Origin of the sequence: Anaerostipes rhamnosivorans, from assembly GCF_005280655.1 — a bacterium.
GTDB classification, from domain to species: Bacteria; Bacillota; Clostridia; order Lachnospirales; family Lachnospiraceae; genus Anaerostipes; species Anaerostipes rhamnosivorans.
Window position 1 is genome coordinate 2,193,103 of record NZ_CP040058.1, and the last position, 26,994, is coordinate 2,220,096.

The 26,994-nt window shown below is 44.5% G+C and carries 26 protein-coding genes; 6 read left to right on the forward strand and 20 right to left on the reverse strand.

From position 1 onward, the window contains the following. Nucleotides 1-795 carry a MerR family transcriptional regulator gene (locus AR1Y2_RS10880; protein ID WP_137328967.1) on the reverse strand — a complete coding sequence of 265 codons (795 nt, stop codon included), beginning with the start codon at nt 793-795 and terminating at the stop codon, nt 1-3. A 155-nt stretch (nt 796-950) separates the two neighbouring features. On the opposite strand from AR1Y2_RS10880, the gene AR1Y2_RS10885 reads away from it, so the two are divergent. After that, nucleotides 951-2,096 (forward strand): IS91 family transposase, encoded by a 1,146-nt coding sequence (locus tag AR1Y2_RS10885; RefSeq protein WP_137328968.1) that lies wholly within the window; start codon nt 951-953, stop codon nt 2,094-2,096. A 59-nt stretch (nt 2,097-2,155) separates the two neighbouring features. After that, nucleotides 2,156-2,335 carry a hypothetical protein gene (locus AR1Y2_RS10890; protein WP_137328969.1) on the forward strand — a complete coding sequence of 60 codons (180 nt, stop codon included), beginning with the start codon at nt 2,156-2,158 and terminating at the stop codon, nt 2,333-2,335. 6 nt (nt 2,336-2,341) lie between these two features. Here AR1Y2_RS10890 and AR1Y2_RS10895 read toward each other — a convergent pair whose 3' ends face one another. The 9 genes from AR1Y2_RS10895 to AR1Y2_RS10935 form a co-directional block, all read right to left on the reverse strand. Then, nucleotides 2,342-2,671, reverse strand: a complete 330-nt coding sequence (locus tag AR1Y2_RS10895; RefSeq protein WP_137328970.1) for a hypothetical protein — start codon at nt 2,669-2,671, stop codon at nt 2,342-2,344. 5 nt (nt 2,672-2,676) lie between these two features. Beyond that, nucleotides 2,677-3,387, reverse strand: coding sequence for an acyl-[acyl-carrier-protein] thioesterase (locus AR1Y2_RS10900; protein ID WP_137328971.1), 711 nt, complete (start codon nt 3,385-3,387; stop codon nt 2,677-2,679). 390 nt (nt 3,388-3,777) lie between these two features. Continuing rightward, on the reverse strand, nt 3,778-4,278 hold the full coding sequence (locus AR1Y2_RS10905; RefSeq protein WP_137328972.1) for a GyrI-like domain-containing protein: 501 nt from the start codon (nt 4,276-4,278) through the stop codon (nt 3,778-3,780). 100 nt (nt 4,279-4,378) lie between these two features. Next, entirely contained in the window at nt 4,379-6,625 is a 2,247-nt protein-coding gene (locus AR1Y2_RS10910; RefSeq protein WP_137328973.1) for an ATP-binding cassette domain-containing protein, read from the reverse strand. 91 nt (nt 6,626-6,716) lie between these two features. Then, complete coding sequence (locus tag AR1Y2_RS10915) at nt 6,717-7,373, reverse strand: hypothetical protein (RefSeq protein ID WP_137328974.1); 657 nt, start codon at nt 7,371-7,373, stop codon at nt 6,717-6,719. A 15-nt stretch (nt 7,374-7,388) separates the two neighbouring features. Continuing rightward, on the reverse strand, nt 7,389-7,829 hold the full coding sequence (locus AR1Y2_RS10920; protein WP_137328975.1) for a hypothetical protein: 441 nt from the start codon (nt 7,827-7,829) through the stop codon (nt 7,389-7,391). Between the two features lie 91 nt (nt 7,830-7,920). Then, the gene (locus AR1Y2_RS10925; protein ID WP_137328976.1) at nt 7,921-8,484 is read right to left on the reverse strand and encodes a TetR/AcrR family transcriptional regulator; all 564 of its coding nucleotides are present in this window, start codon (nt 8,482-8,484) and stop codon (nt 7,921-7,923) included. Between the two features lie 61 nt (nt 8,485-8,545). Beyond that, the gene (locus AR1Y2_RS10930) at nt 8,546-8,770 is read right to left on the reverse strand and encodes a hypothetical protein (RefSeq protein ID WP_175403634.1); all 225 of its coding nucleotides are present in this window, start codon (nt 8,768-8,770) and stop codon (nt 8,546-8,548) included. A 98-nt stretch (nt 8,771-8,868) separates the two neighbouring features. Beyond that, nucleotides 8,869-9,801: a helix-turn-helix transcriptional regulator gene (locus AR1Y2_RS10935; protein WP_137328977.1), complete on the reverse strand. Its 933-nt coding sequence runs from the start codon at nt 9,799-9,801 to the stop codon at nt 8,869-8,871. Between the two features lie 106 nt (nt 9,802-9,907). On the opposite strand from AR1Y2_RS10935, the gene AR1Y2_RS10940 reads away from it, so the two are divergent. Continuing rightward, nucleotides 9,908-10,546, forward strand: a complete 639-nt coding sequence (locus AR1Y2_RS10940) for a type 1 glutamine amidotransferase family protein (protein WP_137328978.1) — start codon at nt 9,908-9,910, stop codon at nt 10,544-10,546. A 171-nt stretch (nt 10,547-10,717) separates the two neighbouring features. On the opposite strand, the gene AR1Y2_RS10945 is transcribed toward AR1Y2_RS10940, so the two are convergent. The 3 genes from AR1Y2_RS10945 to AR1Y2_RS10955 all read right to left on the reverse strand — a co-directional run bounded on the left by AR1Y2_RS10945 (nt 10,718) and on the right by AR1Y2_RS10955 (nt 15,730). Continuing rightward, nucleotides 10,718-11,488 carry a Cof-type HAD-IIB family hydrolase gene (locus tag AR1Y2_RS10945; RefSeq protein ID WP_137328979.1) on the reverse strand — a complete coding sequence of 257 codons (771 nt, stop codon included), beginning with the start codon at nt 11,486-11,488 and terminating at the stop codon, nt 10,718-10,720. A 146-nt stretch (nt 11,489-11,634) separates the two neighbouring features. Beyond that, nucleotides 11,635-14,046 carry a leucine--tRNA ligase gene (leuS, locus tag AR1Y2_RS10950; RefSeq protein ID WP_137328980.1) on the reverse strand — a complete coding sequence of 804 codons (2,412 nt, stop codon included), beginning with the start codon at nt 14,044-14,046 and terminating at the stop codon, nt 11,635-11,637. Between the two features lie 181 nt (nt 14,047-14,227). Next, on the reverse strand, nt 14,228-15,730 hold the full coding sequence (locus AR1Y2_RS10955) for a L,D-transpeptidase (protein WP_137328981.1): 1,503 nt from the start codon (nt 15,728-15,730) through the stop codon (nt 14,228-14,230). A gap of 122 nt (nt 15,731-15,852) precedes the next feature. On the opposite strand from AR1Y2_RS10955, the gene AR1Y2_RS10960 reads away from it, so the two are divergent. After that, on the forward strand, nt 15,853-16,221 hold the full coding sequence (locus AR1Y2_RS10960) for a VOC family protein (RefSeq protein WP_137328982.1): 369 nt from the start codon (nt 15,853-15,855) through the stop codon (nt 16,219-16,221). Nucleotides 16,222-16,304: 83 nt separating this feature from the next. On the opposite strand, the gene AR1Y2_RS10965 is transcribed toward AR1Y2_RS10960, so the two are convergent. From AR1Y2_RS10965 to AR1Y2_RS10995, 7 genes are all read right to left on the reverse strand, one after another. Continuing rightward, the gene (locus AR1Y2_RS10965; RefSeq protein ID WP_137328983.1) at nt 16,305-17,684 is read right to left on the reverse strand and encodes an aminopeptidase; all 1,380 of its coding nucleotides are present in this window, start codon (nt 17,682-17,684) and stop codon (nt 16,305-16,307) included. A 29-nt stretch (nt 17,685-17,713) separates the two neighbouring features. After that, on the reverse strand, nt 17,714-18,064 hold the full coding sequence (locus tag AR1Y2_RS10970) for an arsenate reductase family protein (protein WP_137328984.1): 351 nt from the start codon (nt 18,062-18,064) through the stop codon (nt 17,714-17,716). Between the two features lie 111 nt (nt 18,065-18,175). Further along, nucleotides 18,176-19,330: a D-alanyl-D-alanine carboxypeptidase family protein gene (locus AR1Y2_RS10975; RefSeq protein WP_137328985.1), complete on the reverse strand. Its 1,155-nt coding sequence runs from the start codon at nt 19,328-19,330 to the stop codon at nt 18,176-18,178. Nucleotides 19,331-19,403: 73 nt separating this feature from the next. Continuing rightward, nucleotides 19,404-20,450 (reverse strand): GGDEF domain-containing protein, encoded by a 1,047-nt coding sequence (locus tag AR1Y2_RS10980; protein ID WP_137328986.1) that lies wholly within the window; start codon nt 20,448-20,450, stop codon nt 19,404-19,406. Next, nucleotides 20,437-22,143 carry a bifunctional diguanylate cyclase/phosphodiesterase gene (locus AR1Y2_RS10985; protein WP_137328987.1) on the reverse strand — a complete coding sequence of 569 codons (1,707 nt, stop codon included), beginning with the start codon at nt 22,141-22,143 and terminating at the stop codon, nt 20,437-20,439. The genes AR1Y2_RS10980 and AR1Y2_RS10985 overlap by 14 nt, the downstream gene beginning before the upstream one ends. Nucleotides 22,144-22,264: 121 nt before the next feature. Beyond that, nucleotides 22,265-22,810, reverse strand: coding sequence for a tRNA (mnm(5)s(2)U34)-methyltransferase (locus AR1Y2_RS10990; RefSeq protein ID WP_137328988.1), 546 nt, complete (start codon nt 22,808-22,810; stop codon nt 22,265-22,267). A 179-nt stretch (nt 22,811-22,989) separates the two neighbouring features. Further along, nucleotides 22,990-24,372, reverse strand: coding sequence for a L,D-transpeptidase family protein (locus AR1Y2_RS10995; protein WP_137328989.1), 1,383 nt, complete (start codon nt 24,370-24,372; stop codon nt 22,990-22,992). Nucleotides 24,373-24,525: 153 nt separating this feature from the next. Between AR1Y2_RS10995 and AR1Y2_RS11000 the strand changes: the two genes are divergently transcribed. Both AR1Y2_RS11000 and AR1Y2_RS11005 read left to right on the forward strand, forming a co-directional pair. Continuing rightward, nucleotides 24,526-25,866, forward strand: coding sequence for a butyryl-CoA:acetate CoA-transferase (locus tag AR1Y2_RS11000; protein WP_137328990.1), 1,341 nt, complete (start codon nt 24,526-24,528; stop codon nt 25,864-25,866). 104 nt (nt 25,867-25,970) lie between these two features. Continuing rightward, a complete protein-coding gene (locus AR1Y2_RS11005; protein WP_137328991.1) occupies nt 25,971-26,915 on the forward strand; it encodes an L-lactate dehydrogenase in 945 nt (314 codons plus the stop codon). Nucleotides 26,916-26,994: the final 79 nt, after the last annotated feature.

A 26,994-nucleotide genomic window follows, 5' to 3' on the forward strand; every position in this document is an offset into this window, starting at 1 on the left:
TCATTCCTCCCCAAATGGATCAATCCCTGATCTTGAAAAATAGATAGATAATGCAGGTTCCAGATAGGTACTGATCTCCGCCTGTCTCTGCCCCCAGCCTTTCTCAATATCCCCTTGGCCTGCAAATTCCATAAGGCTGGGCAGCATGCTCATATCCCCGTCTGTAAAATCCAAAACCAGATTCCAAAACTTTTCTGCTAGTATCTGTGCTTTGGGGGCTTGTGGAGGGACACCATTTTCTTTTAGTTCCATGGCTTCATCGTTCAGCTGTTGAAACCGGTTCATAAAAGCCATACCGCCTTCGATGTCAAAACGAGTTCTGATATGGTCCAGCATCTTATTGTCAAAATGTTTGATAAGCCAATAGTACTCATTTCCCATTTGCAGATTGATGATGATATCCGCATACTTTTTAAAATCTACGGACTGCATGCTCAGCACTTCCGATTTTAATGCTTCTATTGCCTTTAACGATTCTGTAAGGCTTTGAATTTTCTCTTTCACGGCGTCAGCCTGATGGGTCAGAGCATCGGCGACATCCTCCGGTGTCTCAAGCGACACCAGCTTATTTTTAATGTCCTTTAATGAAAATCCAAGGGACTTTAAAGACAGGATCTGATGTAGCCTGATCATATCCCTATAGGTATAAAGCCTTCGGCCCCCGCTGCTTTCAGCAGAAGGTGAGAAAATACCTTCTCTGTCGTAATACTGTAATGTGCGGACCGTCGTTCCCATTTTTCTAGCAAGTTCGCCTACGGTCATATAATTCTCTGGAATTGCTCTTTCTCTCTTCATTGATCCCCCTCCTGCCTACCATTATACTTCGTTACGCTGCGTCACAAGCAAGACCTTAAATATAAAAAAGTGTCTTCGACACTTCAACTCCCCTGCCCCTCACTCATGAGGGGTTAAGGCTTTTCTTTTGTCTCTTTTTCCTTCATAATAGTCCTATGAATATATTACAGAAAATCTTTTGTGACCATTATGAAGAAATCAAATATACTCTCCATCCTCGTCCTTCTGTCATCCAAAACATTGACCGAATGCTTCATTGTGGCGACCCTTCTTTCGGTGGTGCCATGTATGGATGCTCCAAATGTGGCAACTTAAAGTTTGTTCCTTTTCGTTGCAAAAGCCGTTTCTGTCCTACCTGCGGTGCCAAGTATTCCATTGACCGCACTACTTCTATGGCTTTTAAAATCATCAACGTCAAACACAGACATTGTGTTTTTACCATTGCAGATGAACTTCGCTCTTACTTCCTCCAGGATCGTTCTCTTCTTAACTGCCTTTTTTCTGCTGTAAGAAGTGTCATTCTCCGCATGTTCCACAAGGATAATCAAACAGAATTATTTACTCCTGGTTTCATTCTTGTCCTTCATACCTTTGGCAGAGATTTGAAATGGAACCCGCATATTCACTGTCTCCTTTCAGAAGGTGGTCTGGGCAAAAGTGGCCTGTGGCAGGCAAAATCACATTTTAACTATACTTTCATGCGCAGCTCCTTTCAAACTGCTCTTTTGAATGAACTTAAGAAGAAACTTCCTCATTCTTTCAAAGAAGTGGTCTCTCAGGTTTACAAAAACAGCAGGGATGGCTTTTATGTCTATGCAAAACCAAACCGCTGTAAGCCAAAACAGGTGATTAACTACATCGGCCGGTATCTGGGCAGACCCGTCATCGCCACTTCCCGCATTGATCTCTACAACTCTATTGATGATACGGTCACGTTTCATTACAACCGTCATGAAGATGATCACTATGTGGAAGAAACTCTTCCCTCCATGGACTTCATCAAAAGACTGATCCGACACATTCCAGAAAAACATTTTAAACAAGTTCGTTACTATGGGCTTTATGCCAGATCCCATATAGAAGATTACAAACTCCATCATGCGATCCATTCATCAATGCATAAATTTTATCTTTCTATGAACAGATGGCGGGACTGTATCAGTCTCTCTTTTGGATATGACCCGATTCAATGCCCATGCTGTAACCAAAAAATGGAATTGCTCGAAATTTATCATAACCACAAGCGCGTTCCTCTCGATGAACTTTATCGAAAAGCCAAGGAAAAATATCATGGTCCTTAATCTTTACTCCCACAGCCTCCTCCGCTGTGATATACTGAACCAAACGGAGGACAATCAAAATGGATCCAAAACACATCGAGGAACTCAGACAAACGTATATGCAGCATCCACCTGAAGGGATGACCACGAAAGACATCAGATCTATGAGCGATGATGACTTACTGGATATGGATTATTTCCTGCATGAGGAGGATGATCTTGATGATGAAATCGGAGAAGAAGGTTTTTATCTCTTCTAATCCATTTCATCTGTTTGCCATGCCCATCTTTTGATGGGTATATTTTTTTATTCTAAACACCCCTTTATAGGAAACGACAAGTTTCCTATAAAGGAACAAAGTGGTCAAGCCCAACTCATCTCCCCTGAACTGATCCCCAAAAGTTAGACCTATGATATGTACCCCCTTTACTGGACAAAACCAGTGAAGGGGGTACATATCATTGTGTGCATACTGCCCACAGGGCTTTTTTATTCCATAGGGAGGTTCGAAGAACTTTCCTATGGAATGAAAAAAGCCTTGCTGGGGCCGCCGCATAACGGCTCCTTTCACAAGGCTCTTCCTGTTTTGTTTCATTCTTTTTAAACCTTCAGCTGAAATTCTACGGCTGCATAGGGGGTCCTATCTTCATCACATAACTCGGTAATGATCTTTTCCTCTGCGGTCCATGTCCTTGGGATCATCACATCTCCCAGCTTTGCTGAATTCTTATACTCCACCCTGACCTGCTTTATTTTTGTATAAAGGGGCAGAGCGTTCCATGCCTGTCTGACATACTGGCTGTTATTCACATGATGATTGCTGTCAATCCATGATTTCGGAACCGTCAGGGGTTCCTTTTCCTTCCATTCCTTCGGAAGTTTGATCTTTCTCGGCTCATATTCCATCAAAAGAGCAGGTTCCGGCTGATACACCGCAACTTCCTCCGGTGTTGCTTTCACAGGTCTTCCCATTTCCAGATCCATATACACCCAGTAGGAATTTGCATAGGCAAGCATTTCTCCCTGTTCATCCTTCATCGTAAAATTTCTCAGTCCAAAAAGCCGTTCAAAGCCTGACGCCCAGGTGCTGGTCCTCACCAGTTCCCCCTCCAGAGGATGTCTTTCGATGACAACCTGCCAAGAGTTCAGCATCCAAGCCCGATTTTTGGATGCCAGATACTCCACTCCCACACCCAGATCCTCTGACTGGAATACACTGCAGTCCTGAAAATAATCAATAATGCCCGGTACCGGAAGCTTTCCCTCTGCGTCTACTTCACTGTATCTTATTCTGCTCTCAAATGTATACATATCTACTCCTTTAGAATCAATAATCTGTCCCTGCATAGGAGATATTGGTCAAAAAACCTATACCCTCTGGGGCATCCCATGTTTTGACAGAAGTCCTTCTCCAGCAGACATTACGTCCATTTTCTACATGATTGGAGTGAGACATTCTAAGAGCCGAACGGAGATCATGTGGAAAATGTCATTACATTTTCACCAGTTCTCCGCCTTGCTGTCTCAGGGACGTAATGTCTGCTGGAGCAGGCTGCTACAAGACAAAAGGCTCCACCTCTAAGAGTTTTTCTTCATTGTTGGAAGGAGGCCTTTCCAGAGCCGACTGGAAATAATGGAGAAAAACTCATACCTGTGCTCTGGTAGAATTGTAACATAAGTTAGAGTTTTTCAGCAATGTCTCTATCCTTCTTCCACTGCGATCCAGACCTCTACATGCCCGTCCTTTCCATAGTATTCAATATCCGGTGCCCCAGATTTCATCCTTCCGGTTATATAACCTTTATTCAACGGCTTGTAATTGGATTTTGGAAGCCATTTTGTAATTGCCTGGGCCTCTGTTTTTCCTATCGTTTCCATTATACACGGAAATACAGCCCACGTCACAGCAGGCATAGTAAATTCTACAAGTTCCTCCTGCACTTCACAGCCGCTGGAAACCCCTATCAGGTATTCAAATTTTCTGGAGTCCGCTGGATTGGTGTTGTAGATATTGATACCAAATAGTCCACGGTGTTCCTCATCTGCCAGTTTTAACAGCGGTTCTTCAAGGTGCTCCTTCTTGATCCTGGCCCAATGCATAGGAACTGCCTTTCTTGCCTCTCTTTTTTTGTTCGTTGTCTGAATTGCGTAGCCCACAACACGAAAACTGTCCTTTTTCATGATACGGAAAGGTAAATCCATTTTTATGTCCTCCTTGTTTCCTCTCTTTTTTCCCTGTCTCATTATAATCCATCCTGCTGAATGAATCCTCTCTTTTCAGGTACTGTTCGGATAGCCAGGTCTATAAAAAGGAACAGGATGCCCGCAGGCTGTGTGCAGTCAGTGTTTTGGCGCTCTTAACCATATCCGCAGGGGTCCCGGCAAAGACTACTTCGCCGCCGTTTTTTCCTCCATCGGGTCCGATATCGATGATCCAGTCCGCCTGCTTCATCACGTCAAGATTATGCTCGATCACTATCAGGGTATTCCCTCGGGACACAAGCATGTCAAACAGCTTTAGCAGGTTTTCGATATCTGACATGTGCAGTCCTGTGGTTGGCTCATCCATAATGATAATGCTTCCCTTTTTTCCCAAATTCTTAGCCAGCTTGATCCTCTGGCGTTCACCGCCGGACAATGAGCTGAGCGGCTGCCCCAAAGTCAGATAGGATAATCCCACCTGCTGCATCATTCTAAGCCGCTTCGTGATCCTTGCATCTTCAAACACTTCCAAAGCCTGTGATGCAGTCAATCCCAGAAGCTCCACTATATTCTTCCCTTTGTAGGCGCAGGCAAGCGCTTCCTCATTATACCGTACTCCGCCGCAGGCTTCACACTCTGTGATGATCGGATCCATAAAAGCCAACTCTGTTACGATGACACCCTTTCCGCCGCACACCGGACAAGCTCCTGTGGAGTTAAAGCTGAACAGGCTGACCGGTTTCCCATTCTCCTCCGCCAGCAGTTTCCTGACCGCATCAAAAAAGCCCAGATAGGAAGCTGGCGTGGAACGGCTGGTTGCCGTGATGGGCCCTTGGTCAATCATTACAACATCGTTCTCATATTGGTTTGCAAATACCTTGGAGATCAGGGTACTCTTTCCCGAACCGGCCACTCCGGTCACAACCGTCATGATCCCCAGAGGAATGTCCACATCTACATTCTTTAGATTATAAAGGTTTGCTCCTCGAACCGGCAGACTTCCCGACGGCCGGCGCAGTTCCTGTTTTACCGGAAGAGACTGAAGCATTGCCTTTCCCGTTAATGTACCGGACTTTTGCAGATCACCATAACAGCCTGCAAAAACAATTTCCCCGCCGTCCTGTCCTGCCTGAGGTCCAACGTCGATCACATAATCTGCAATCGAGATCACATCCTTGTCATGTTCTACCACAAGGACCGTATTGCCCTTATCCCGAAGCTGCTTTAACAGATTGTTCATACGGTAGACATCTCTTGGATGCATCCCTGCGCTGGGTTCGTCAAAAATATAGGTCATCCCGGTCAGACTGCTGCCCATGTATCGGACCAGTTTCAGCCTCTGCGCCTCCCCGCCGGACAACGACGGTGTTTCACGGTTTAAATGAAGATATGGCAGACCGATCTCTATCATCCTGTCCAGCCCCTCTATTAATGTCTGGACCAGTACCCCCACGGTCTGATCTGTAATCTGTGATAAAACTTCCCTCAACTGAGTCAATTCCATCTCGCAAAGATCTGCGATGGAATACCCATTGATTTTGCAGCTCAGGGCTTCCTCATTCAACCTTTTTCCGTGGCACTCCGTACATTCCATTTCCGTGACCAGATCCTGTGACTTCTTTTGTGTATGCTTACTTTTGCTGCTGAGGTCGCGGTTTAACAGAGTTTTCGTATATTTATGAAAGATACCAGTTACTTTTGGATTCTCCGGTTCTCCCTTTCCGTTCCGTGAACCATACAGAAGGAGATTGTACTCTTCACTGGAGTAATCCTTGACAGGCTTGTCAAGGTCGAACAGCCCAGACTCGGCATACTGTCTCCAATACCAGGAACCGCGGCGGTAAAGGGAATCTTTGATGCATCCCTCATTCCATGATTTATCGGGATCGATCACGGCTTCTATATCAATTTGGGAGACCTTCCCGAGGCCGGAACAAGTTTTGCACATTCCATTGGGATCATTAAAAGAAAAATAAGAGGCCGTTCCCACATAAGGTTTTCCTATTCTTGAAAACAGAATCCGCAGGCTGGAGTACAGTCCGCTTATAGTCCCCACTGTCGAGCGGGCGTTTCCTCCCAGAGGAGATTGGTCCACCACCACTGACGCTGTCAAGTTGTCGATCCGTTCCACCACCGGCTTTGGATACTTTGGCAGTCTTGAGCGCACAAACGCCGGATAAGTGGCATTCATCTGCCGCTGTGACTCTGCGGCGATGGTATCAAAAACTATGCTGGATTTTCCTGAGCCGGACACACCCGTAAACACGGTGATCTTCTCCTTTGGAATCCTGAATGAAACATGTTTCAGATTATTTTGAGTAAGTCCCTGCACTATAATATCTGTCATTTGTCAATACCTCTTTTCGTTTTTAGATGTCTCCTATGTCTAGTATACCGAAAGAGTACAAACAGTGCATGATATTTTTTGCGGTGTTACGTCACTTTTTCATATCCCGGAATCCTATCAAAACGGTCCAGACATAGGCACATGTTTTTGGAATCATCAGCATACCTGCTGCCGGAAATCTGTCTGCCAGCAGAACAACAGGGATATAGAAGGCAAAACTCAGGGTAATGGTAAGCCACATCCACTGAAACGGCCTGTCTTTGCCATTCCGTGTCTTCTGGTAAAACAGGATAATGATCAAAAGCCCCAAGGCTGCAAAAGGAAGGTTCCTATAAATACCCCAGACAAGCGGCGGTTTTGCGCTGGTCCATCCATTTTGCGGAAACAGGCATAAAACGATCCTTGCCACAGCCAGGATATATACAACCGCTGTCAGCCCGGCTCTCCCCTTTTCCCGGTATCTCATCTGCCATATGTGATACAGCAAAACATAAAATATCGTCATTGTTATGGAAGTAACCAACTTTCCGATTCCCAGGGCTTGTGTATAGTGATCAAGTCCCGTAGTGCACAGAGCCACCGCCCGGGGCACAAGATGAAAGGAGTCCCCTGCTCCCAGAACTACAGCCATAATTCCAAACAGCCAATGCTGCCTGCTGCCTCTGCTCTTTGCGATCATCATAATTCCCACTGAAATCACCGTTGTCAGATATACAATATCAAAAATGGTTTCCATAATTGCCTGCATAGTCATTCTCCTTTCCTATTCAAGCTCCGCTGCTGCATTCACAGCGTTGCCGCGCACCTTCAGATAATTTAAAAGAAAAGCTGCTCCTGCCAGAAACAACGCCGTCCCCAGACCTGTGTAAAATACAGCAATCCATGATTCTGGCCAGATTCCCGATAATCTGATCCCTATGCCGGCGGTCATCATAAATCCCATGATACAGAAAGATTTTACATCAAAAAACTTTAAGATAAACTGTTTCTCTTCATTATATTCCATGATCCTGGCCGTATGCTTCCTGACAAGCTTACCAAACACCATAACCTGAAATACCGCAAATACTGCCAAAGAGCCCAGCCCGTTTAACACAGACCAATGCCCGCCGTAGGCCATAAGGCCGATTCTCAGGATATTAAATCCCGCAATTCCCCACACAATTCCTGCTGCAAAAAGCAGCTGTTTTTTCTGTACTTTCATTGTTTCTCCTTTTCTGTCCAACTTCAACTTGAACTTCGTTCAATTTTATTATTAAAAGATCCTGCCCTACATTTCACAGGACAGGGGTTGATCATAGTTCATAGAGCACACGCTTTATCAGTTCTAGAAGAGGCCGGCAGTCCCCCCGCTCTTCCAGAAGGGAAGATGTCACATTAAAAAATACCATATCTACAAAGCTTTCCGGTGTCAGTATCTCATTAAAGACTCCCGGCTTCACGTTCTGATCACATTCCAGTACATGCAGGAGGCCACTCTTCATATGGTCAAAGTAATGTTCCATCATCTTTTGACCCTGTTCTCTGTTCCCTGCCGCAAAACTCATGGAATGCAGCGTAAAAAAACCTGGGTATTTCCTGGAGCCTTCTCTGATCCGCTCAAACAACCAGGCGACACAGTCTGCAAAACCAGAAAACTCCACGGACCGTTCGGGCATATGAAATATTTCTTTCCACACTTCTTCTACTGTTGCTGTCAAAAGCTCTGACTTTGACGGAAAATAATTATAAACGGAGCCGACAGCCACACCGCATACAGATGCCACAGACCGCATATTCACTGCCGGAAGCCCCTTCTCCATCACCAGCTTCCGGCTGGCTGCCAGAATGGCTTCTTTTGAGGTCACTGTTTTATTCAAAGAATTCCCCCTTTCATACTGAACATCGTTCAGTATAGATCAAACAGAAAGAAGTGTCAACCTATTTCCCTTCCCCTGCTTTGCGCAGAATATACTGTTCATATTTTGTCCTGAAATACCATCCGGTGCATAACATGGCCAGACCGACCAAAAATGCTATGGTCCTTCTGGGAGAGTCCGGAGAAAAAATAATAGACACCAAAATCCCAGTTCCGCCGCCCTCCAAAAAATCAATAAATCTCCTTTTCTTCCAGATCACCTTCTCTCTCTTTAAAGAATCGATCACGTTGTCATCCGCCTTCTGCCGGAATTCGGTGTTATTGAGCCGTTGTCCGCTCAGAAGTTCATTGAGGGTTTTGTATTCCCCACAGACAGCGAATGACACTAGCTTTCGTATACAGCAGCTATATCATGGATTCTCCGCTTCATTTCCGCGCGGATATGTAACGGCTCTAAACACTCGCATTTATTCCCAAAACCCAAAAGTATATCGTAGTGGTATTCATTCTCTATGAAAGGAAAACGAACAATATAATACTCATCACCGTCTGGCGAAAAATCTTCATAAGAACAAAAATCAAGCACCCGGTCCATCACAGATTTATGAATACGGATTTTAATTTTTGTCTGCATCGTTTCCAGAAGATCTTCAAAGTCTAATGTCGGTTTTTCATAATCCCGCAGCTCAAAAGTATCCTCTTTCATTTGAAGGTTTGACATGCGGGATAGTCTGAATAGACGAAAATCATTTCTTTTATGGCAATACCCTTGTAAATACCATTGGCTGCTTTTCAGTACAAGCTGGTACGGCTCGACCGTTCGTGTGGTTTTCTTTCCGTGATGGGCTATATATTCAAACGACAGCAGCTTCTTTTCCTGCAAAACTCCTTTGATCATTTCTAAATATGGCTGAATGTTGCTGTTACCAGTCCACGGACTTAAATCTATCCATATCTGATTCGCCTTTAATTCGATGTCTTTCGCTCTGTCGGCAGGGATAAAACTCTTGACTTTCGCAAGAGCGTGTACCAACTCATCACCCCTCACTATATTGGAAAGACTGGAAAGTCCCATCAAGAGAGCGGAAAGGTCATCGGTAGAAAAGACCTTTTTATCAATTTTGTATTCCGGCATAATTTCAAAGCCGCCACCCACGCCTGACGCCCCGCGGACAGGGATACCCGCCATGTTGATGGCGTCTATGTCACGGTAGATCGTGCGGGGTGAAACTTCAAACATATCCGCCAGTTCCTGTGCGCCGATTCGTTTTTTATCAAGGAGTATCATAATAATGCTGACAAGCCTGTCTACTTTCATTTCATAGCCGCCTTTCGATTTATATTATGGCCATACTGTTGTCAGTAATCGCATGGTACAATACAAAAGAAATCAATTTAAAAATGTTATAAAAAGGAGAAAATTTATGTTTACAATCTATGTTTATGTCCTTGATACCTTGGCCGACTGGGAACTGGGACACGTTATCTCAGAACTGAATTCTGGCCGGTTTTTCAAAAAAGATGCACCATTGGTATCACTTAAAACGGTCAGTTATTCTGAGGCGCCAATCCACACGATGGGCGGGCTTACAATCGTGCCCGATTGTCTCATTGACGATATGATTGTGAGTAAAACAAGTGTGTTGCTCTTACCGGGAGCAGATACATGGAACGACCCAAAGCACGCCGCTATCATCAAAAAAGCTGGTGAGCTTCTCTCTTTCGGTGCTTTGGTATGTGCAATCTGCGGGGCTACCGCTGCATTGGCTGACTTCGGTCTGTTTGACCAACGTCCGCATACCAGCAACGGGCCGGGATTTCTTGATATGATTTGTCCTGGTTATAAAGGGCAAGAATTTTATATAAACAAGCCATCCGTATCGGACAACAACCTTATCACTGCAAGCTGTACCGGGACTTTGCTGTGGGCAAAACAAATCATTGAGCATTTAGGTGTTTTTGCTTCAAACACACTGGAATCATGGTATGAATACTTTACTACCGGAAATTCTGAACAATTCTTTGCCCTCATGCAAAGTTTACCGTCCGGAGAAGAAAAATAATCCTTGTTTCCGTTCGGCTCTTAGAATGCCTCATTCCAATCATATAGAAAATGGACGTAGTGTCTGCTAGATAAGGATTATGGCTGAACAACAGGTTGCATCCTACAAAAGTTTTTCTCCATTATCGGAAGGAGGCCTTTCCAGGGCTGACTGGAGATAATGGAGAAAAACTCATATTATATAATAATGTTTCAATGCTTTTTCCACCCCATCTGCATCCACATGTTCTGTTATGTAATCGGCACATTCCTTTACTTCCCTGTCTGCATTGCCCATTGCAACTCCGATCCCTGCATAGCGGAGCATATCCATATCATTCTCACCATCTCCAAACGCCATAATCTCATTTTGCTGAATACCATAATGCTGCATAATCTGGCGGATACCCGCTACTTTCCCTCCGCTTTTTGAAATAATATCGACTGCATATGGATTCCATCTGCTCATTTTACAATCTGTAAGCCTTGCCACAATATCTTCAGCTGTTTTCTCATCCGTAAACAGGTTACACTGATATACCGGCTCCCCTGAATAAATGCCAATGTCAGGAACAGGGGTATGAATGGCTGCCTGCGCTGTCCTTACCTTCTCATCTATAAAACTAATATACATTTTGTCTTTTTCAACCAGCATGACAGGCACATGCCCTTCCTCAAAAACATGAAGTATCTGTTTTACGTCGGCACTGCTGATCGGCACACTATATAATAATTCTTCCCGGCTGTCCAGGCAAAGCTGTCCATTCAATGTAATATATCCATCAAACTTTATATCATCTGCCGGCAGGTCTCTGATCTCTGAAATATGCCTGCCGGTGGCGGTAAATATTTTGACTCCATTTTTTCTCAGCAGATCAACTGCGTTTCTGGCACTTTTAGGAATTTCACCGGTTGTGCCGGAGATCAAAGTTCCGTCTAAGTCAAAAAACACTGCCTTTATCATATGAAAATCCTCCTTTTATTCCTGACGCATTTGTGTGCATAATGCCCGTAGGGCTTTTTTGTTCCATAGGGAGGTTCGGAGAACTTTCCTATGGAACAAAAAAGGCGCAAGCAATATTCTCACTTACGCCATTTTCTATTTTTATTTTATTTCTGGACAATATTTACGATTCTTCCCGGAACATAGATTTCTTTCACAATCGTTCCGTTTAATTTGTCTCCTAATGCTTCCTTCGCCTTTTCAATGACAACATCTTTTGCATCGTCTGCGCCGATCGTAACAGTAGCCCTCGCTTTTCCGTTGATCTGCACAGCAATCTCGACCTCATCATCCTTCAGATATGCTTCGTCGTATTCCGGCCATTTCTGGTCAAATACACTATTCTCATGACCAAGCTCACTCCAAAGTTCCTGTGAAATATGAGGCGCAAACGGTGCCAGCAGCACGATAAAGGTCTCCAGTGTTGTTTTGTCCACCCCGCCTTTTTTCGCCAGCTCATTGAGCTTGTTGTTGTATTCCATGAATCCGCTGACAACTGTATTCAGACTAAACTTATTTAGCCTGCTTGTCACATCATATACAAGACGATTACGCACCTTTAGAAGCTCTTTTGTCTCTTTTACATCCTTATCTTTCTGATCCAGTACCACGTTGTAGAAACGGCTTAAGAAACGGCGTACACCGTCAATTCCTCTTTCATCCCACTCGGCATCCAGTTCCGGCGGTCCTACGAATAATTCATACATTCTAAGAGAGTCACATCCGTAGTCTCTCACCAGATCATCCGGTGAAACCACATTTCCTTTTGACTTACTCATCTTAATTCCGTTTTTACCTGTGATCATTCCCTGGTTAAACAGCTTATGGAACGGCTCGTCAAAATCTACTACACCGATGTCATACAGGAATTTTGTATAGAATCTGGAGTACAGAAGATGAAGCACCGCATGCTCCACACCGCCGATATACATATCTACCGGAAGGTATTTATCCGCTTTTTCCTTGGAAACAAGTTGTTCGTGATTCTTATTGTCAATATAACGGAGGAAATACCATGAAGATCCTGCCCACTGAGGCATGGTATTGGTCTCTCTTTTTGCTGGTTTTCCGCAGACCGGACAGGTAGTGTTCACCCACTCTTCAATATCTGCAAGTGGAGATTCCCCAGTTCCAGTTGGTTCATATTTTTCCACTTCCGGAAGTGTCAGCGGCAGCTGATCTTCAGGCACCGGCACAGCACCGCAGTCAGGGCAGTGTACAATTGGAATCGGCTCTCCCCAATAACGCTGGCGGCTGAATACCCAGTCTCTGAGCTTATAGTTGGTTGTCTTTTTGCCCACACCCATCTTTTCAATGATCTCAGGGGCTTCTTCCTTTAACACGGAGGATTCCATTCCATTCCATTCCCCGGAATTGATCATCGTTCCGGATGCATCTGTGTATGCTTCCGTCATATTTTCAATTTCTTTTCCGTCTTTTGCGATTACCTGTACGATCGGAATATCAAACTTTGTGGCAAACTCAAAGTCACGGTCATCATGGGCCGGAACACACATAATCGCGCCGGTTCCATAGTCTGCCAATACATAGTCAGACAGCCAGATCGGCACTTTCTTGCCGTTGATCGGGTTGACTGCATAGCTTCCCGTGAATACACCGGTCTTTTCCTTATCCTGAAGGCGGTCAACGGAGGACTTTAAGGATGCCTGGAAGATATAGTCTTCCACAGCTTCTTTTGTCTCTTCTGTGGCAAGACCTGCTGCCAGCTTGTGCTCCGGAGCCAGAACCATGAAGGTTGCCCCGTGGAGGGTATCCGGTCTTGTCGTATAGACAGTGATCGTCTCGCCGCTTCCGTCCACCTTGAAGTCTACTTCTGCACCGTGGCTCTTTCCGATCCACTCTGCCTGCATCTTCTTTACTTTTTCCGGCCAGTCTAATTTATCCAGATCACCCAAAAGACGGTCTGCATATTCTGTGATCTTTAACATCCACTGTCTTAAGTTCTTCTTCGTCACATCCGCACCGCAGCGTTCACACTTGCCGTTGACAACTTCCTCGTTGGCAAGACCTGTCTTGCAGGAAGGACACCAGTTGATCGGCATTTCTTTTTCGTAGGCCAGTCCCTTTTTGAACATCTGTACAAAGATCCACTGGGTCCATTTGTAGAACTCAGGATCTGTTGTATTGACTTCCATATCCCAGTCATAGACGGCAGCGATCTCACCGATCTGGCGCTTGATATTGCTGATATTCTCTGCTGTGGATTCTTTCGGATGCACGCCCATCTTGATGGCATAGTTTTCCGCAGGCAGTCCAAAGGCATCCCACCCCATCGGATGGATCACATAATATCCGTTCAGCATTTTATAACGGCTCCACACATCGCTGATCACATAACCTCTCCAGTGTCCTACATGAAGTCCGCTTCCTGACGGATATGGGAACATATCCAGGCAATAGTATTTTGGCTTTTTGCCGTCATTTACATTGACCGGTTGTTCTTCCCAGTGTTTCCTCCACTTCTGTTCGATTGCCTTATGATTATAAGGTACTGCCATAATTTTCATCCTCCTAAACTGTATCTTCGTTCTATAATCTGCACAAAACTTCTTGTACCTATATTATACTTATTAACTTATTTATTTTATCATATACCGGTTTGATGTCAATATTTCTCTCAATCTAACGAGAAAAAGCCGATCACTTATCCAGTGATACGGCTTTACTCATAATCTTGTATTAATTTGTTGATGCTGTAGTTGCAGCTGTCACCGCGGTTGTCGGTACAGTCGGATTTGTTGTCTCGACCGTCACGTTTACTTTTACTGATTTCGTAACAGTCTTTCCGCTTTTTCCTTTATAACTTACGGTAACATCATATGTGCCTTCTGTACTCTTAACTTTGCTAAGATCAACCGCTGCCTTTTCTGCGCTGATCGTTGCTCCGTTATCCATAATTGAAACTGCTTTCAAAATTTCTTTCTTTAATGAATCCTTCGCTGCATCGAAAGCTCCATCTTTCACAGTCATGGCAAATGTATTCGGTTCTACATTAAGTTCAGCATCTTTGTAATTCTTCACTATTACTTTTACCGTCTTAGATGCAGACTTGTAAGGCTTGTTGCTGTTCTTTACTGTGTACTTAACTGTATAAGTTCCAGCCTTGTTAAACACATAGGTCTTAGCCTTAGAGTAAGACATAGTTGTTGCCTTTTTCTCTCCCGGCTTTGTGATGGAAACTGTCATGGCAGAAGTTCTGCTCTTTCCGCTTCTCATCTTCGCCGTGGTCTTGAAGACCGCGTTCTTTGTGTTGATCGTAACTGTCTTATTTGCCGCCTTGGAGATTATTGGTGCCAGTGTATCCACTACTTTTACTGTGATGGTCTTGCTGGTGCTCTTTCCAAGGGCAGACTTTACAGAATACTTAATCTTATATGTACCTAAAGATTTGGTGCTGAATTTAGCTTTGTAATACTTTTTCTTCTTGGTATTATACTTTGTGACGGAGTACTTCACCTTGCTGGTCAGACTCTTCTTGGTCACATTATCCTTGGCCGTTACATAGGACTTGATGCTGTAGGATTTACCGTATTCCACTGATTTTTTCTTCTTAGAAGAAACCTTAATGGTCGGTTTTACTTTTCGGTAAGGATTGTTCTTATCCGGGTCAGTAGGATCCCAATACATCTTTCTGGATGTGGACACCTTGATCCCTTTTGGTTTTCCTAACGGTCCTGGATTCTTGCTGCTGTAGATCGTAACCTTTGTTCCCAGCTTACAATTGTCATAGATCCATTTGGCATCTGCCACACTCAAACGGATACATCCATGGGATGCAGTCTGTCCGAGCTTATTGTACTGGACAGTGGACTGGCTTGCCTTGCTGTGGCTGTAATACCATACAGAGTGGAATAAAATTCCTCCGTGAATCCTTGTACAATACTGTCCGTAGCTTGGACCCATCAGGGTCTGCCAGCGGTATTTGGCCGGAGTATAAAACGTCCCTGACGGAGTATTGGATCCTCCGCAGGATACCAAAAATGCCTTGACCGGTTTGTATTTGCCTTTGGTAAGCTTATATACAGTGGCTACATTGGCCTGCTTATTTACCTTGATCCAGTATTTTGTCTGTGCCGCACTAACGCTCTTTGCCTTTGCCGGGCCGATTCCTGCCCCGATCAGGAAAGACAGCATCAGAAGCACGGCCGTGAACTTCTTTAACTTATTTGCTTGCTGCTTCATAATTACCCCTTTCGTCTTTTCTCAATACCCTACCATTATATCCACTCTTATTTATACTTGTAAATAGCAAAAAGTATGTTATGATAAATTTAAGAAAATTGTAAAATATCAAGGAGGACATTATGATCGCATTTAATCATTTTAACTTTAACGTTTTAGACTTGGACAAAAGCCTTGAGTTCTATAAAAACGCGCTGGACCTTACCCCAGTACGCGAAAAAACCGCTTCTGACGGCAGCTTTAAGCTGGTATTTTTAGGGGACAAAACCACAGGTTTCTCTTTGGAACTTACCTGGCTCAAGGACCGCACAGAACCTTACGATCTGGGCGAAGTTGAGTTTCATCTGGCACTGGAGACCGATGATATGGAAGCACTTCACAAGCGTCACGAGGATATGGGCTGTATCTGCTATGAGAATCCTGACATGGGAATTTACTTTATCAGCGATCCTGACGGATACTGGATCGAGATCATTCCGAGCAAAAACTAAAGACCGTACTTATGAATTCACAAAGGGAACCCTTCTTTATACGGAAGGACTCCCTTTTATTTTTATCAGTTATACGTTTGTTTTTAACAGTTTCTAAGAAATACCTCGTAGCCTTTTTCCACTTCGTACAGATCGGATTTGCTGGTAATCTCCCACGGCGCGTGCATGTTCAGCACTGCAACGCCGCAGTCGATGACATCCATAGCATAACCCGCCGGAATATAAGCGATGGTGCCTCCGCCCCCTTCATCCACTTTCCCAAGCTCGGCAGTCTGGAATGCCACCTCATTTTCATCAAACATTCTGCGCAGTTTTGCCACAAATTCCGGATTGGCATCATTAGAGCCTGACTTGCCACGGGAGCCGGTATATTTATTTAATACAAGTCCTTTTCCGAAGTACGCTGCGTTCTTCTTTTCCATAACTTGAGGATAATTTGGGTCAAAGGCAGCGCTGACATCCGAGGAAAGCATGTGGGAATTCTGAAGAATCCTGCGCAGTTTTAATTCGCTGTATTCTCCGGTCAAGGCAACAATCTCAGCCAAAGTATTTTCAAAGAATCTGGAATGCATCCCGGTTGCCCCGACGCTTCCGATCTCCTCTTTGTCCACGAGAATACAGCAGGTTGTCCTCTCGGCATCCTCTACGTTTAGCATGGCTGCCAGAGAAGTGTAAGCGCATACCCTGTCATCCTGTCCGTAAGACATGATCATGCTGCGGTCCAATCCAAAATCTCTCGCAGGTCCTGCTGGTACAACTTCGATTTCTGCCGACAAGAAATCCTCTTCCTCAATTCCATATTCTTCTTGAAAGATCTGAATCATCTCTTTCTTTACGGCATCCTTTTCTTCATCCTTGGCAGGACGGCTTCCGATCAGGACATTTAAGTCTTCTCCTTCGATGACAACCTTGGCTTTTTTCTCCAGCTGCTGGCCGGATAAATGGATCAAAAGGTCCGTTACTCCGACAACCGGATCCGTGTCCTTCTCTCCAATGTTGATCTCCACTGTGGTCCCATCCTTTTTGATCACAACGCCGTGAAGAGCCAGGGGAAGTGTCACCCACTGGTATTTTTTCACTCCGCCGTAATAATGGGTATCTAAAAGTGCCATTTCTGTATCTTCATACAAAGGATTCTGTTTTAAATCCATTCTAGGGGAGTCAATGTGAGCGCCTAGAATATTCAGACCCTCTTCCATGGACTTGGAGCCGATCTGGAACAGAACAATGGTCTTGTCCATCCAAGTGCGGTATACCTTATCTCCCGGCTTCAGCTGTCTCTCCTCCGCGATAAAATGCTCCAGATCCTTGTATCCTGCCCTCTGCGCAAGCTTTACAGATTCCTTTACGCATTCTCTTTCAGTTTTACCATTCGTCAAATACTCTTTATAATCTGAGGCCAGAACTTCCAAGTTTTTTTTGTCTTCTTCGTTGTAAGAAAGCCACGTATTTTTTCGTTCCATATACAAGATCCTTTCTGTCAAAGTGGTTTTTATTTGATAGTATTACCCCATTGTTCTTCTTTAAATCCAACCAGTACGAAATCATCCCCGATCACCAATGGACGTTTTACCAGCATCCCGTCCGTAGACAGCAGCTCGATCTGTTCCTCTTCGCTCATCTGCGGCAGTTTATCCTTAAGCCCCAGGTCCCGGTATTTCATTCCGCTTGTATTAAAAAAGCGTTTGACCGGAAATCCGCTCTTATCGATCCATTCCTTTAATTCCTCCGCTTTTGGGTTGTTTTCCACGATGTGGCGGTCCTCATAAGAAACCTGATGCTCATCCAGCCATTTCTTGGCTTTTCTGCAGGTTGTACATTTTGGGTACTCTATAAATAACATACTCGATTCTCCTTTCGTTTCTTTTATTCTCCGGTTATCTTACCATAGATTAGCTTAGAAAAAAAGGCAGTTGATCCAGATTCTCAACAACCTTTTTCTTTCCCTTATTCTTTACAGGCAGAACTCATCCAGAGTCTTTCCGAGATACCACCAATAATCCTTTTTATCAATCGATTCTTTTGTGTAAACCGGCTCCTCGCGAATCACCTTGCCGTTCAGCGTATAAGCGATCTTTCCCACCTGTTCTTTTCTTTTCACCGGAGCGTCAAGACTTTTGGGAATCTGGCATTTGATATCCACTGTCTCCCCCTTTTTCAGCAGGACTGTCATACCGCTGCCTTTGGCCTCTATAGGCACTTTGCTGTCCAGCCCTCCGTTTACATACAGATCCTCCAATTTACTATAATCCGGGATGACTTTGTGGTAAGAATAATTTTTAGCCCCGTAGTCCACCAGTGTCCTGACATCAGACCATTTATAAGTCTTATGGGGAGGCCATCCGCAGGCCAGCACTACCGCGATCATCGTCATTCCATTTTTCTTTACTGCTCCCACATAGCAATAGCCTGCCTTGGAAGTAAATCCCGTCTTTCCGGAAACAGCGCCATCCATCATAGACAGCAACGCGTTGTGATTATTACACGTAAAGGTCCGTTTCCCAGAAACATCGTGAAAAGAATGACTTTTGGCTCTTGTGATATCCAGAAAATCCTTATTTTTAATACACTGTTTCATGATCATTGCCAGATCATATGCTGTCGTTGAATGAATCCCATTTTTATCCGTGCGGTCCAGGCCGTTGGGTGTTACAAAATGAGTTGACTTGGCACCGTAAGCTTTTGCCTCCGCATTGAGCTTTTTTGCAAAGTTTTCTGTCGATCCCGCTGCGTGTTCCGCTAAAATCACCGCACAGTCATTGTAAGATTCCAGCATCAGGCCATAGAGAAGGTCCCTTACTTTGTACTTTTCCCCGGCCCTAACCCCCAGATGCACCTGAGGCTGGGCGGCGGCATTTTTTGATACAGTCGCCTCTTCTTCCAGATTGCAATGCTTGATAATATACAGACAGGTTAAAATCTTTGTGGTGCTGGCATTGGGCATCTTTTCTTTGCCTGATTTCTCAAACATAACTCGTCCACTTCCGGCATCCATCAAAATAGCTGCCTTTGCATAAAGCTTCAGCGTATCATCATCTGCCTGGACTGTGTGAAATCCAAGCTGGAAACAGAAAAACAGAGACCATATAACACAGAATATCTTCTTCATTCTTTTCACTCTCCTTCAAGCCAAATATACAATTAATACTATATGATAAAGAAGATGAAAATATAACATAATCTCACGGTTTCCTGAAGACTACACAATTTTTCCCATTGGCTTTTCCCTTGTACATCTGTCTGTCAGCCAAGGTGACAGTTTCCTCCGGAGAAGAGCCTTTCTCCACCGGACTTACGCCGAATGTCATAGTGATCTTTAAGTTGATATCCTCATGGCAAAAAGAATGTTCCGCCACGGCATCACAAAGCTGCTGAATTTTTTGAATGGCTTCCTCCATGGATACATTTTGAAACAGATAGACAAATTCTTCTCCGCCCCACCGGCATACATCCACCTCTCTGCCGAGAAAAGAGCGCACCAATTCCGCAGCCTCACTGAGCACTTTGTCACCGCAGGAATGTCCCCATGTATCGTTGACCACCTTAAAATCGTCAATATCACTCAGTGCCAGTACTGTGGATGTGTCACTGTACTTTTTCATCCGTTCCAGAAAAGCATAGCGGCTCAGAAGGCCTGTGAGCTGATCATAGTTTGCCAGAGTGGTCAGGCTTCGGTTTTCATCCTGAAGTTCCTGACGGCTGACAGCCGCGGAAAGACTGGAGGAAACAGCCGCATATAATATGATCGTAAAACAAGCGCAGATGCTGTAGAGAGAGATCCAGACCGCCTCCGTCCCTTTCACCTCAAAAAAGCCTGGGTTCACAAATCCAATATAAAGCTTCAATGCCAAAAATACGAAGATCTCGAATGCCGCAAATACATACGGAACTCCTTTATGCTGAAACGGGCAAAAATACGTCAGAGATGTCATGGCAATTAAATAGACCCAGATCCCTATATCCCATCCAGCAGCCACGGTCGAAACAATGGCAAATACACAGACTTCCAGATGGATCGCGGTCACTGCAGTACGGTAATAACCTTTCTCTGAGATTATCCCCATGGTACAGTAAAAACAGACACTGGCCACATTATAAGCTGCCAGTACCCAAATCCCCGTTGCTATAAATATAAAAACATAAGAAAGATGTGCCAGGAGTGCCAGCAAAATGATCTGGCGGTAAATACGTCTGACGTATCTGTCCTCAGCTCGATCAGATTCTGTCATAGCCAACCCCTCCGCTGCCCTTCCAATACTTCTCCTCAAACTGCTGCGCCGGAATCGGCCTTGATATATAGAATCCCTGAATGCTGTCAGCCTCCAGAGAACAAACGGCCTTAAGCTCATCAATATATTCCACACCTTCCACGCAGACTGAGATCCCGACACTATGGCAAAGCTTTATAACTGCTCCGATAAAAGAGTGGTTAAAAACATGCTCAGAATCATTGATATAGGATATAAAAACCCTGTCAATCTTCACAATATCCGCAGGAGTCTGGGACAGCATGCCCAGAGATGAATATCCGGTACCAAAGTCGTCCATGGCAATCCGGATATGCAGATCCCGCAGTCTCTGGAACGTATCCTGCAGTGCAGGCATATCCGTGACAAAATAGCTTTCGGTCAGCTCCAGCACAATGTGCCTTGCATCTAAACGATAGGTATCCAGGAGCTGTTCTACGAAAGGAACAAAGTCTTTATCTATAAACTGTAGGTAGGACACGTTGATATGCATGATAAATCCCGGACAATTTGAAAGCCACCGGCTGCATGTACAGAATGCCTGATCAAGGATCCACTTTCCTGCCTGTATGATAAGCCCGCTGTTTTCAAGCAGAGGAATAAACTGAGCTGGTCCTATGGGACCTGCGCTAGGGCAGTTCCACCTCAAAAGAGCCTCTGCCCCAGTCAGCTTCAGCCCGTTTGAACTGACAAGCGGCTGATATACCAAAACAAAATCTTTCATTCCGTCCATGACACAGCGCTGCAACAGGCGGTTCAGTTCCATCATACGAAGTTCAGACTGCAAAAGATCAGGGAAAAAAACAGTGCATGTGTTCTTCCCCTTCTTTTTGGAAGCATCCAGGGCACTGGCCGCAAACTTCAGCAGATCTAAATAGTTGTCCGCATCTTCCCCGATCACGGAAATCCCGCCAGAGATGGAACAAAAATATGAGATGCCGTCGATCTCATGTTCCGCATTGGCATATAGATGGATGGACTCATAAAGTTCCTCTATATCGTCCAGGGAGATATCCGGGCATACGATGGCAAATTCATCACCGTCAAACCGGAAGATCTCTGATTTCGGCGGCAGCATCTGCTGGATATTCTGTGCCATCTGCCTCAGCACCAGATCTCCGAAAATGTGGTCCTTTAGATTATTGATCTGCTTAAAATCATCCAGTCCAAGAAGAAGCAGTCCTCCCCCTCTGTTCCCCTGCTCCAGCAGATCTTCCACTCGTTCTTTGCATTTATCCTCTGTAAATAAGCCCGTAGTCCGGTCAATCTTTCCTTTGCTTCCGATTGGTGTGACTACCCCTGCAAAGGATACTGGGTTATCATGTTCGTCTCTCTTTAACAGTCCCCGGCATACTACCCAGACATATTCATTATTTCTGTTTCGGACTTGATACTCTACGTTATGCTTGTCCGTAAGGCCGCTGAGCATGTCATCCACAGAATCAAAATAACGCTTCTTATCCTTATCGTGAATTAATTCTCCCCATAGAGGAACAAGACCGGGTACAAGAATCCCCGGCAGCTCAAAATCCTGCAGCATGTTCTCAGAGATAAGCGCCTCATCCGTCCTCATATCTATGATATATATGTAATCCTCTGTGCTGTTCACTATGGCTTCATAAAAAGCCTGGCCGTCAATCTGGAATGAAGCAGCTTCTTCCGGATATCTATCCATAATCCATCCTCCTCGTAAGAAAAACCCTCTGCAGAAATCCCTGGTCCTGAATAAAATAATTCTTAATGATAAATTACCATATTTTAGTGAGAAGGGCAAGCAGAGCGGGCCCCTGACACTCTCAAAGTTTCAGGATCAATACAGGGAGCGGCGGATGATTTGCTTTATTGTAGAAGTCCTGTTTCACCACAAGATAATTACTGTCATCCAACTGTTTTAAAACCGCAAGCACGCTGTCCTTCTCTTCAAATCCTGTATCCCCTCCACTGTAAATGCAGATGCTCATGACACCTCCTGTCTTCAGCAGGTCAAGTCCTGCAAAGATCGCTTTTACGGTACTGTCCGGCCTGGTGGCAATGCTGTGGTCCCCTCCAGGCAAGTATCCCAGATTAAACAGGATTGCCTGAACCGTTCCCTTTTGGGCATACTGATCCATGTTTTCATGGCTTTCCCTGACCAGCAGCGGATCATAACCTTTTAAGTTAAGTCGTTTCTTTGCCGCTGCCAGGGCTTCCTCCTGTATATCAAAACCGATCACCCGGCTAGTTAAGCCGCAGAGATACTCCGTATCCCGCCCTGTTCCTACAGTTGCGTCAATGCAGAGGTCTCCCTCTTTAATAAAACGCTTTAGCTCCTGCTGTACCCACTGTGTGATACTGACCCTCATTTCCCTTACCTCCCGTTTCTATCACAATAAAATGGATAATCTCCCGTAAGTCTTCTTTATTCCATAGGGAGGTTCGAAGAACTTTCCTATGGAATAAAAAACACCTCCAAAGCAGAATGGTCACTTGCCATGTCTGCTTCGGAGGTATCATACCATTTTAATCTCTGTTCCTGCCAGGCTTAGTAATAGCAGGCAACCGGTGTTCCCGCCTCAATCATATTATATAGAGTTGCTGCCGCATAGGGTGGCATATTTACACATCCGTGGGATCCTCCAGAAATATACTCACTTCCTCCAAAGGAAGATCTCCAGCTTGCATCATGAAGTCCAACATTCCCGTTAAACGGCATCCAGTATGAAACTGGGGAAGCATACCCCTGGCCGCTCAATGTAGCATGGCGCTGCTTATATAAAACAAACGCTACACATTCCGGTGTTTTTCTTCCTGCCTCCATCTTTCCAGTCACTACAGAAGATGAAAATACAATCTTTTTGTTTTTAATATAGAAAACTTCCTGCTGTCCCATATCCACTTCGATATAGGTGTCTCCGATGTCTCCCTGATAACCGTCATATACCTTTGCCTTCTGGCGCCAGTACGGCTCCCTGGTCTCCACCGTTCCTTCTTTCAGCATCTTCTTCACAGCGGCTTCTTCCTTGTCACGGCTCATTCTCCAGCCGTAAGGTCCGCCGAAAATCTTCTTGGTCCGTCCATCATGGGTCTTAAAGGTATGCATCGTTCCCATAGTGTTATATTTGTACGCAAACTTCATAACCCAGGTTTCCATCTTTTTCATATCAATGGTAAAGTCCGTGTGGTTTTTGATTTTAAACCACTTGTGGTAGACCTCTTTGTCAAGGACAACCTTCTGCTTTCCAAACTTATATGTAATGCTTCCTTTTAGAGAATCGTTCATCTTATCATTCAGAGTTATGATCTCTTTGCTCTTGCTTGTGTATTTCGGAGCCTCATAAGCCCCCTCCTTGTCCAGATCTACAACAGAAACACCGCCTTCTACGGCACTCTGTATCAACTTCTCGGTCTGATCCTTCTTTAAGACTGTACCGATTTCTTCCTTTTGGATCTGAAAAGCTCCGTCTTTGTAGACAGGCTTGGCATTGCGGATTTTAATGATGTTTTTCTTTTTGAAGCAATCAAGGTTCTTGAATGCCTTTTGAAATGCTGCCTTGTCATATGCAAACATATCAATATCTTTGTACTTCTCTGCGCCGAAGATCCCTTTGATCCATAACAGGGAACTCTGTCCGTCTTTGATCTTTTTAATCTCATCTTTGCCGGTAAAGGAAACCTTGAGCACGCTGCTCTTTAAAATCTCCTGTTTCCCTTTGCGCTCTTTTACTGTCAGCGAATAACCGTCTGCTTTCTTCTTAAAAATGTCTGTTACTTCATCAACTGTCTTATTGGAAACATCGACACCGTTGATCTTTGTCCCATATGTAAACTTTTTACTGAAATATACCGCGATACAGCAGTAAATCACTACAAGAATCCCAACTGCAATAAGTGTGTAGTGTTTCCAAGTGAATTTTTTATGTTCCATAAATGTCCTCCTAAACTTAGTATCTAATTATAGTACAAAACCTGTAAAAAGACCACCTATTTTTAAAATTATTTTACTTGTGTTTCTTTTATGCCAATGGTACAATAGAACAGTATGTTAATAAATTAACAGATAAAGACAGGAGGATTACTTATGTCATTCAAGGAAGAATACCAAAAGAAACTTAAAACTGCTGACGAGGCAGTAAAAGCTGTAAAATCCGGTGACTGGCTGGAATACGGCTGGTGTGTTACCACTCCGGCAGCTTTGGACAAAGCTCTGGCAAAAAGAATGCCTGAGCTGGAAAACATTAATATCCGCGGCGGAATTGTCATGTGGCCATTGGAGATCACGAAGATTGATTCTCCGGCAGACCATTTTACATGGAATTCCTGGCACATGGGCGGACTTGAGAGAAAATGGATCAACGAAGGCTTTTCTTACTACGCACCGATCCGCTACTCCGAACTTCCGGGATATTACCGCAATTACATCGACCATGTAGACGTTGCCATGATGCAGGTGGCTCCTATGGATGAACACGGTTTCTTTAACTTTGGACCGAGTGCATCCCACTTATCTGCAATGCTTGAAAAAGCTGACTGTGTTATCGTAGAAGTCAATGAAAATATGCCTCGCTGCCTGGGCGGGTTTGAAGAAGGGGTACATATTTCCAAAGTAGATATGATCGTTGAGGGAGAGAATCCTGCCATTGCAGAACTTGGCGGAGGAGGACCTGCTACAGATGTGGATAAGGCTGTCGCAAAACTTATCGTAGACCAGATCCCTGACGGGGCATGTCTCCAGCTTGGTATCGGTGGAATGCCGAATGCAGTCGGTTCCATGATCGCAGAGTCCGACTTAAAAGATCTCGGTGTCCATACAGAAATGTATGTTGATGCGTTTGTTGATATTGCTAAAGCCGGAAAGATCACTGGTGCCAAAAAGAATATTGACCGCTACCGCCAGACCTACGCATTTGCGGCAGGAACCAAAAAGTTATATGACTACTTGAATGACAATCCAGAATGTATGAGTGCTCCTGTTAACTATACAAACGATATAGCGAGAGTTTCTTCTATTGATAACTTTATTTCCATCAACAATGCGGTAGATGTAGACTTATACGGACAGATCAGTGCTGAATCTTCAGGGATCAAACAGATCAGCGGTGCAGGCGGACAGTTAGACTTCGTTATGGGAGCTTACTTATCCAACGGAGGAAAGAGTTTCGTATGCCTTTCTTCCACCTTCACAGACAAAGCCGGAGAAATGCACTCCCGTATTCTTCCTACTTTGCATAACGGCTCTATCGTAACTGACACCCGTGCCAACGCCCATTACATCGTAACGGAATATGGAATGGCCAACATGAAGGGACTCTCTGCATGGCAGCGTGCGGAAGCTCTGATTAACATTGCCCATCCAGACTTCAGAGATCAGCTGATCAAAGATGCTGAAAAAGCAAAAATCTGGAGAAAATCGAACAAATAGATGCTTCTTGATATAGATTCTCATTTGTTTCATTTTCGATGAATATTTTATCCTCCTTTGTTAAACTATACCTACAAGGTATAAAAATAAAGGAGGATTTTTTTATGATAAATAATAGAAAAGCTGCCATCATTGGCTGTGGTTTTGTAGGTGCTTCCACTGCTTTCAGCCTGATGCACCAAGGACTGTTTACGGAACTTGTACTGATCGATGTAAATGCTGACAAAGCAAAGGGTGAGGCCATGGACTTAAGCCACGGACGTCCTTATGTGGATACATCAAAAGTTTACGCGGGCACATACGATGATATCGCGGACTGTGCACTGATCATCATAACGGCCGGTGCCAACCAGAAACCGGATGAGACCCGTCTCGACCTGGTCCATAAAAATGTTGGCATTTTTAAATCCATCATTCCGGAGATCACAAAGCGGAATACAGAAGGGATTCTTCTCGTGGTGGCAAATCCGGTGGATATTCTTACTTACGTGACATTAAAGCTCTCCGGTTTTCCTAAAAACAGAGTGTTCGGTTCCGGTACAGTGCTGGATTCTGCCCGGTTCCAGTATCTGCTCAGTGAACATCTGGAAGTGGACAGCGGAAGTATACAGGCTTTTATTATTGGTGAACACGGCGACAGCGAACTGGCTGTTTGGAGCGGTGTCAATGTATCCGGCGTTGCCATCAATGATTTCTGTGAGCTGCGCGGACATTTTGACCACGAGACATCCATGCGCAGGATTCTTGACGATGTGAGAAACAGTGCCTACGAGATCATTGAAAAGAAAGGTGCCACCTACTACGGTGTTGCTATAGCCGTAAGCCATATCGCAGAGAGCATTATCCGAAACAAAAACTCGCTTCTTCCGGTCTCCAGCCTCTTGGAAGGTGAGTATGGCCTTTCTGATCTCTGCCTGAGTGTACCGACGATTGTCAATAAAAACGGGGCGGAGCAGGTCATTGAGATCGAACTGAATGAGGAAGAAACTGACCTGCTGAATCAATCTGCAAGCCAGCTGAAGGAAATACTTGTGTCCCTGGATCTTTAGTATTTACCGGCCGCTCTTTTGTGTATCTCAAAAAGTACAGCAGAAAATATTTACATGTTTTATCATCTGTGCTATTGTA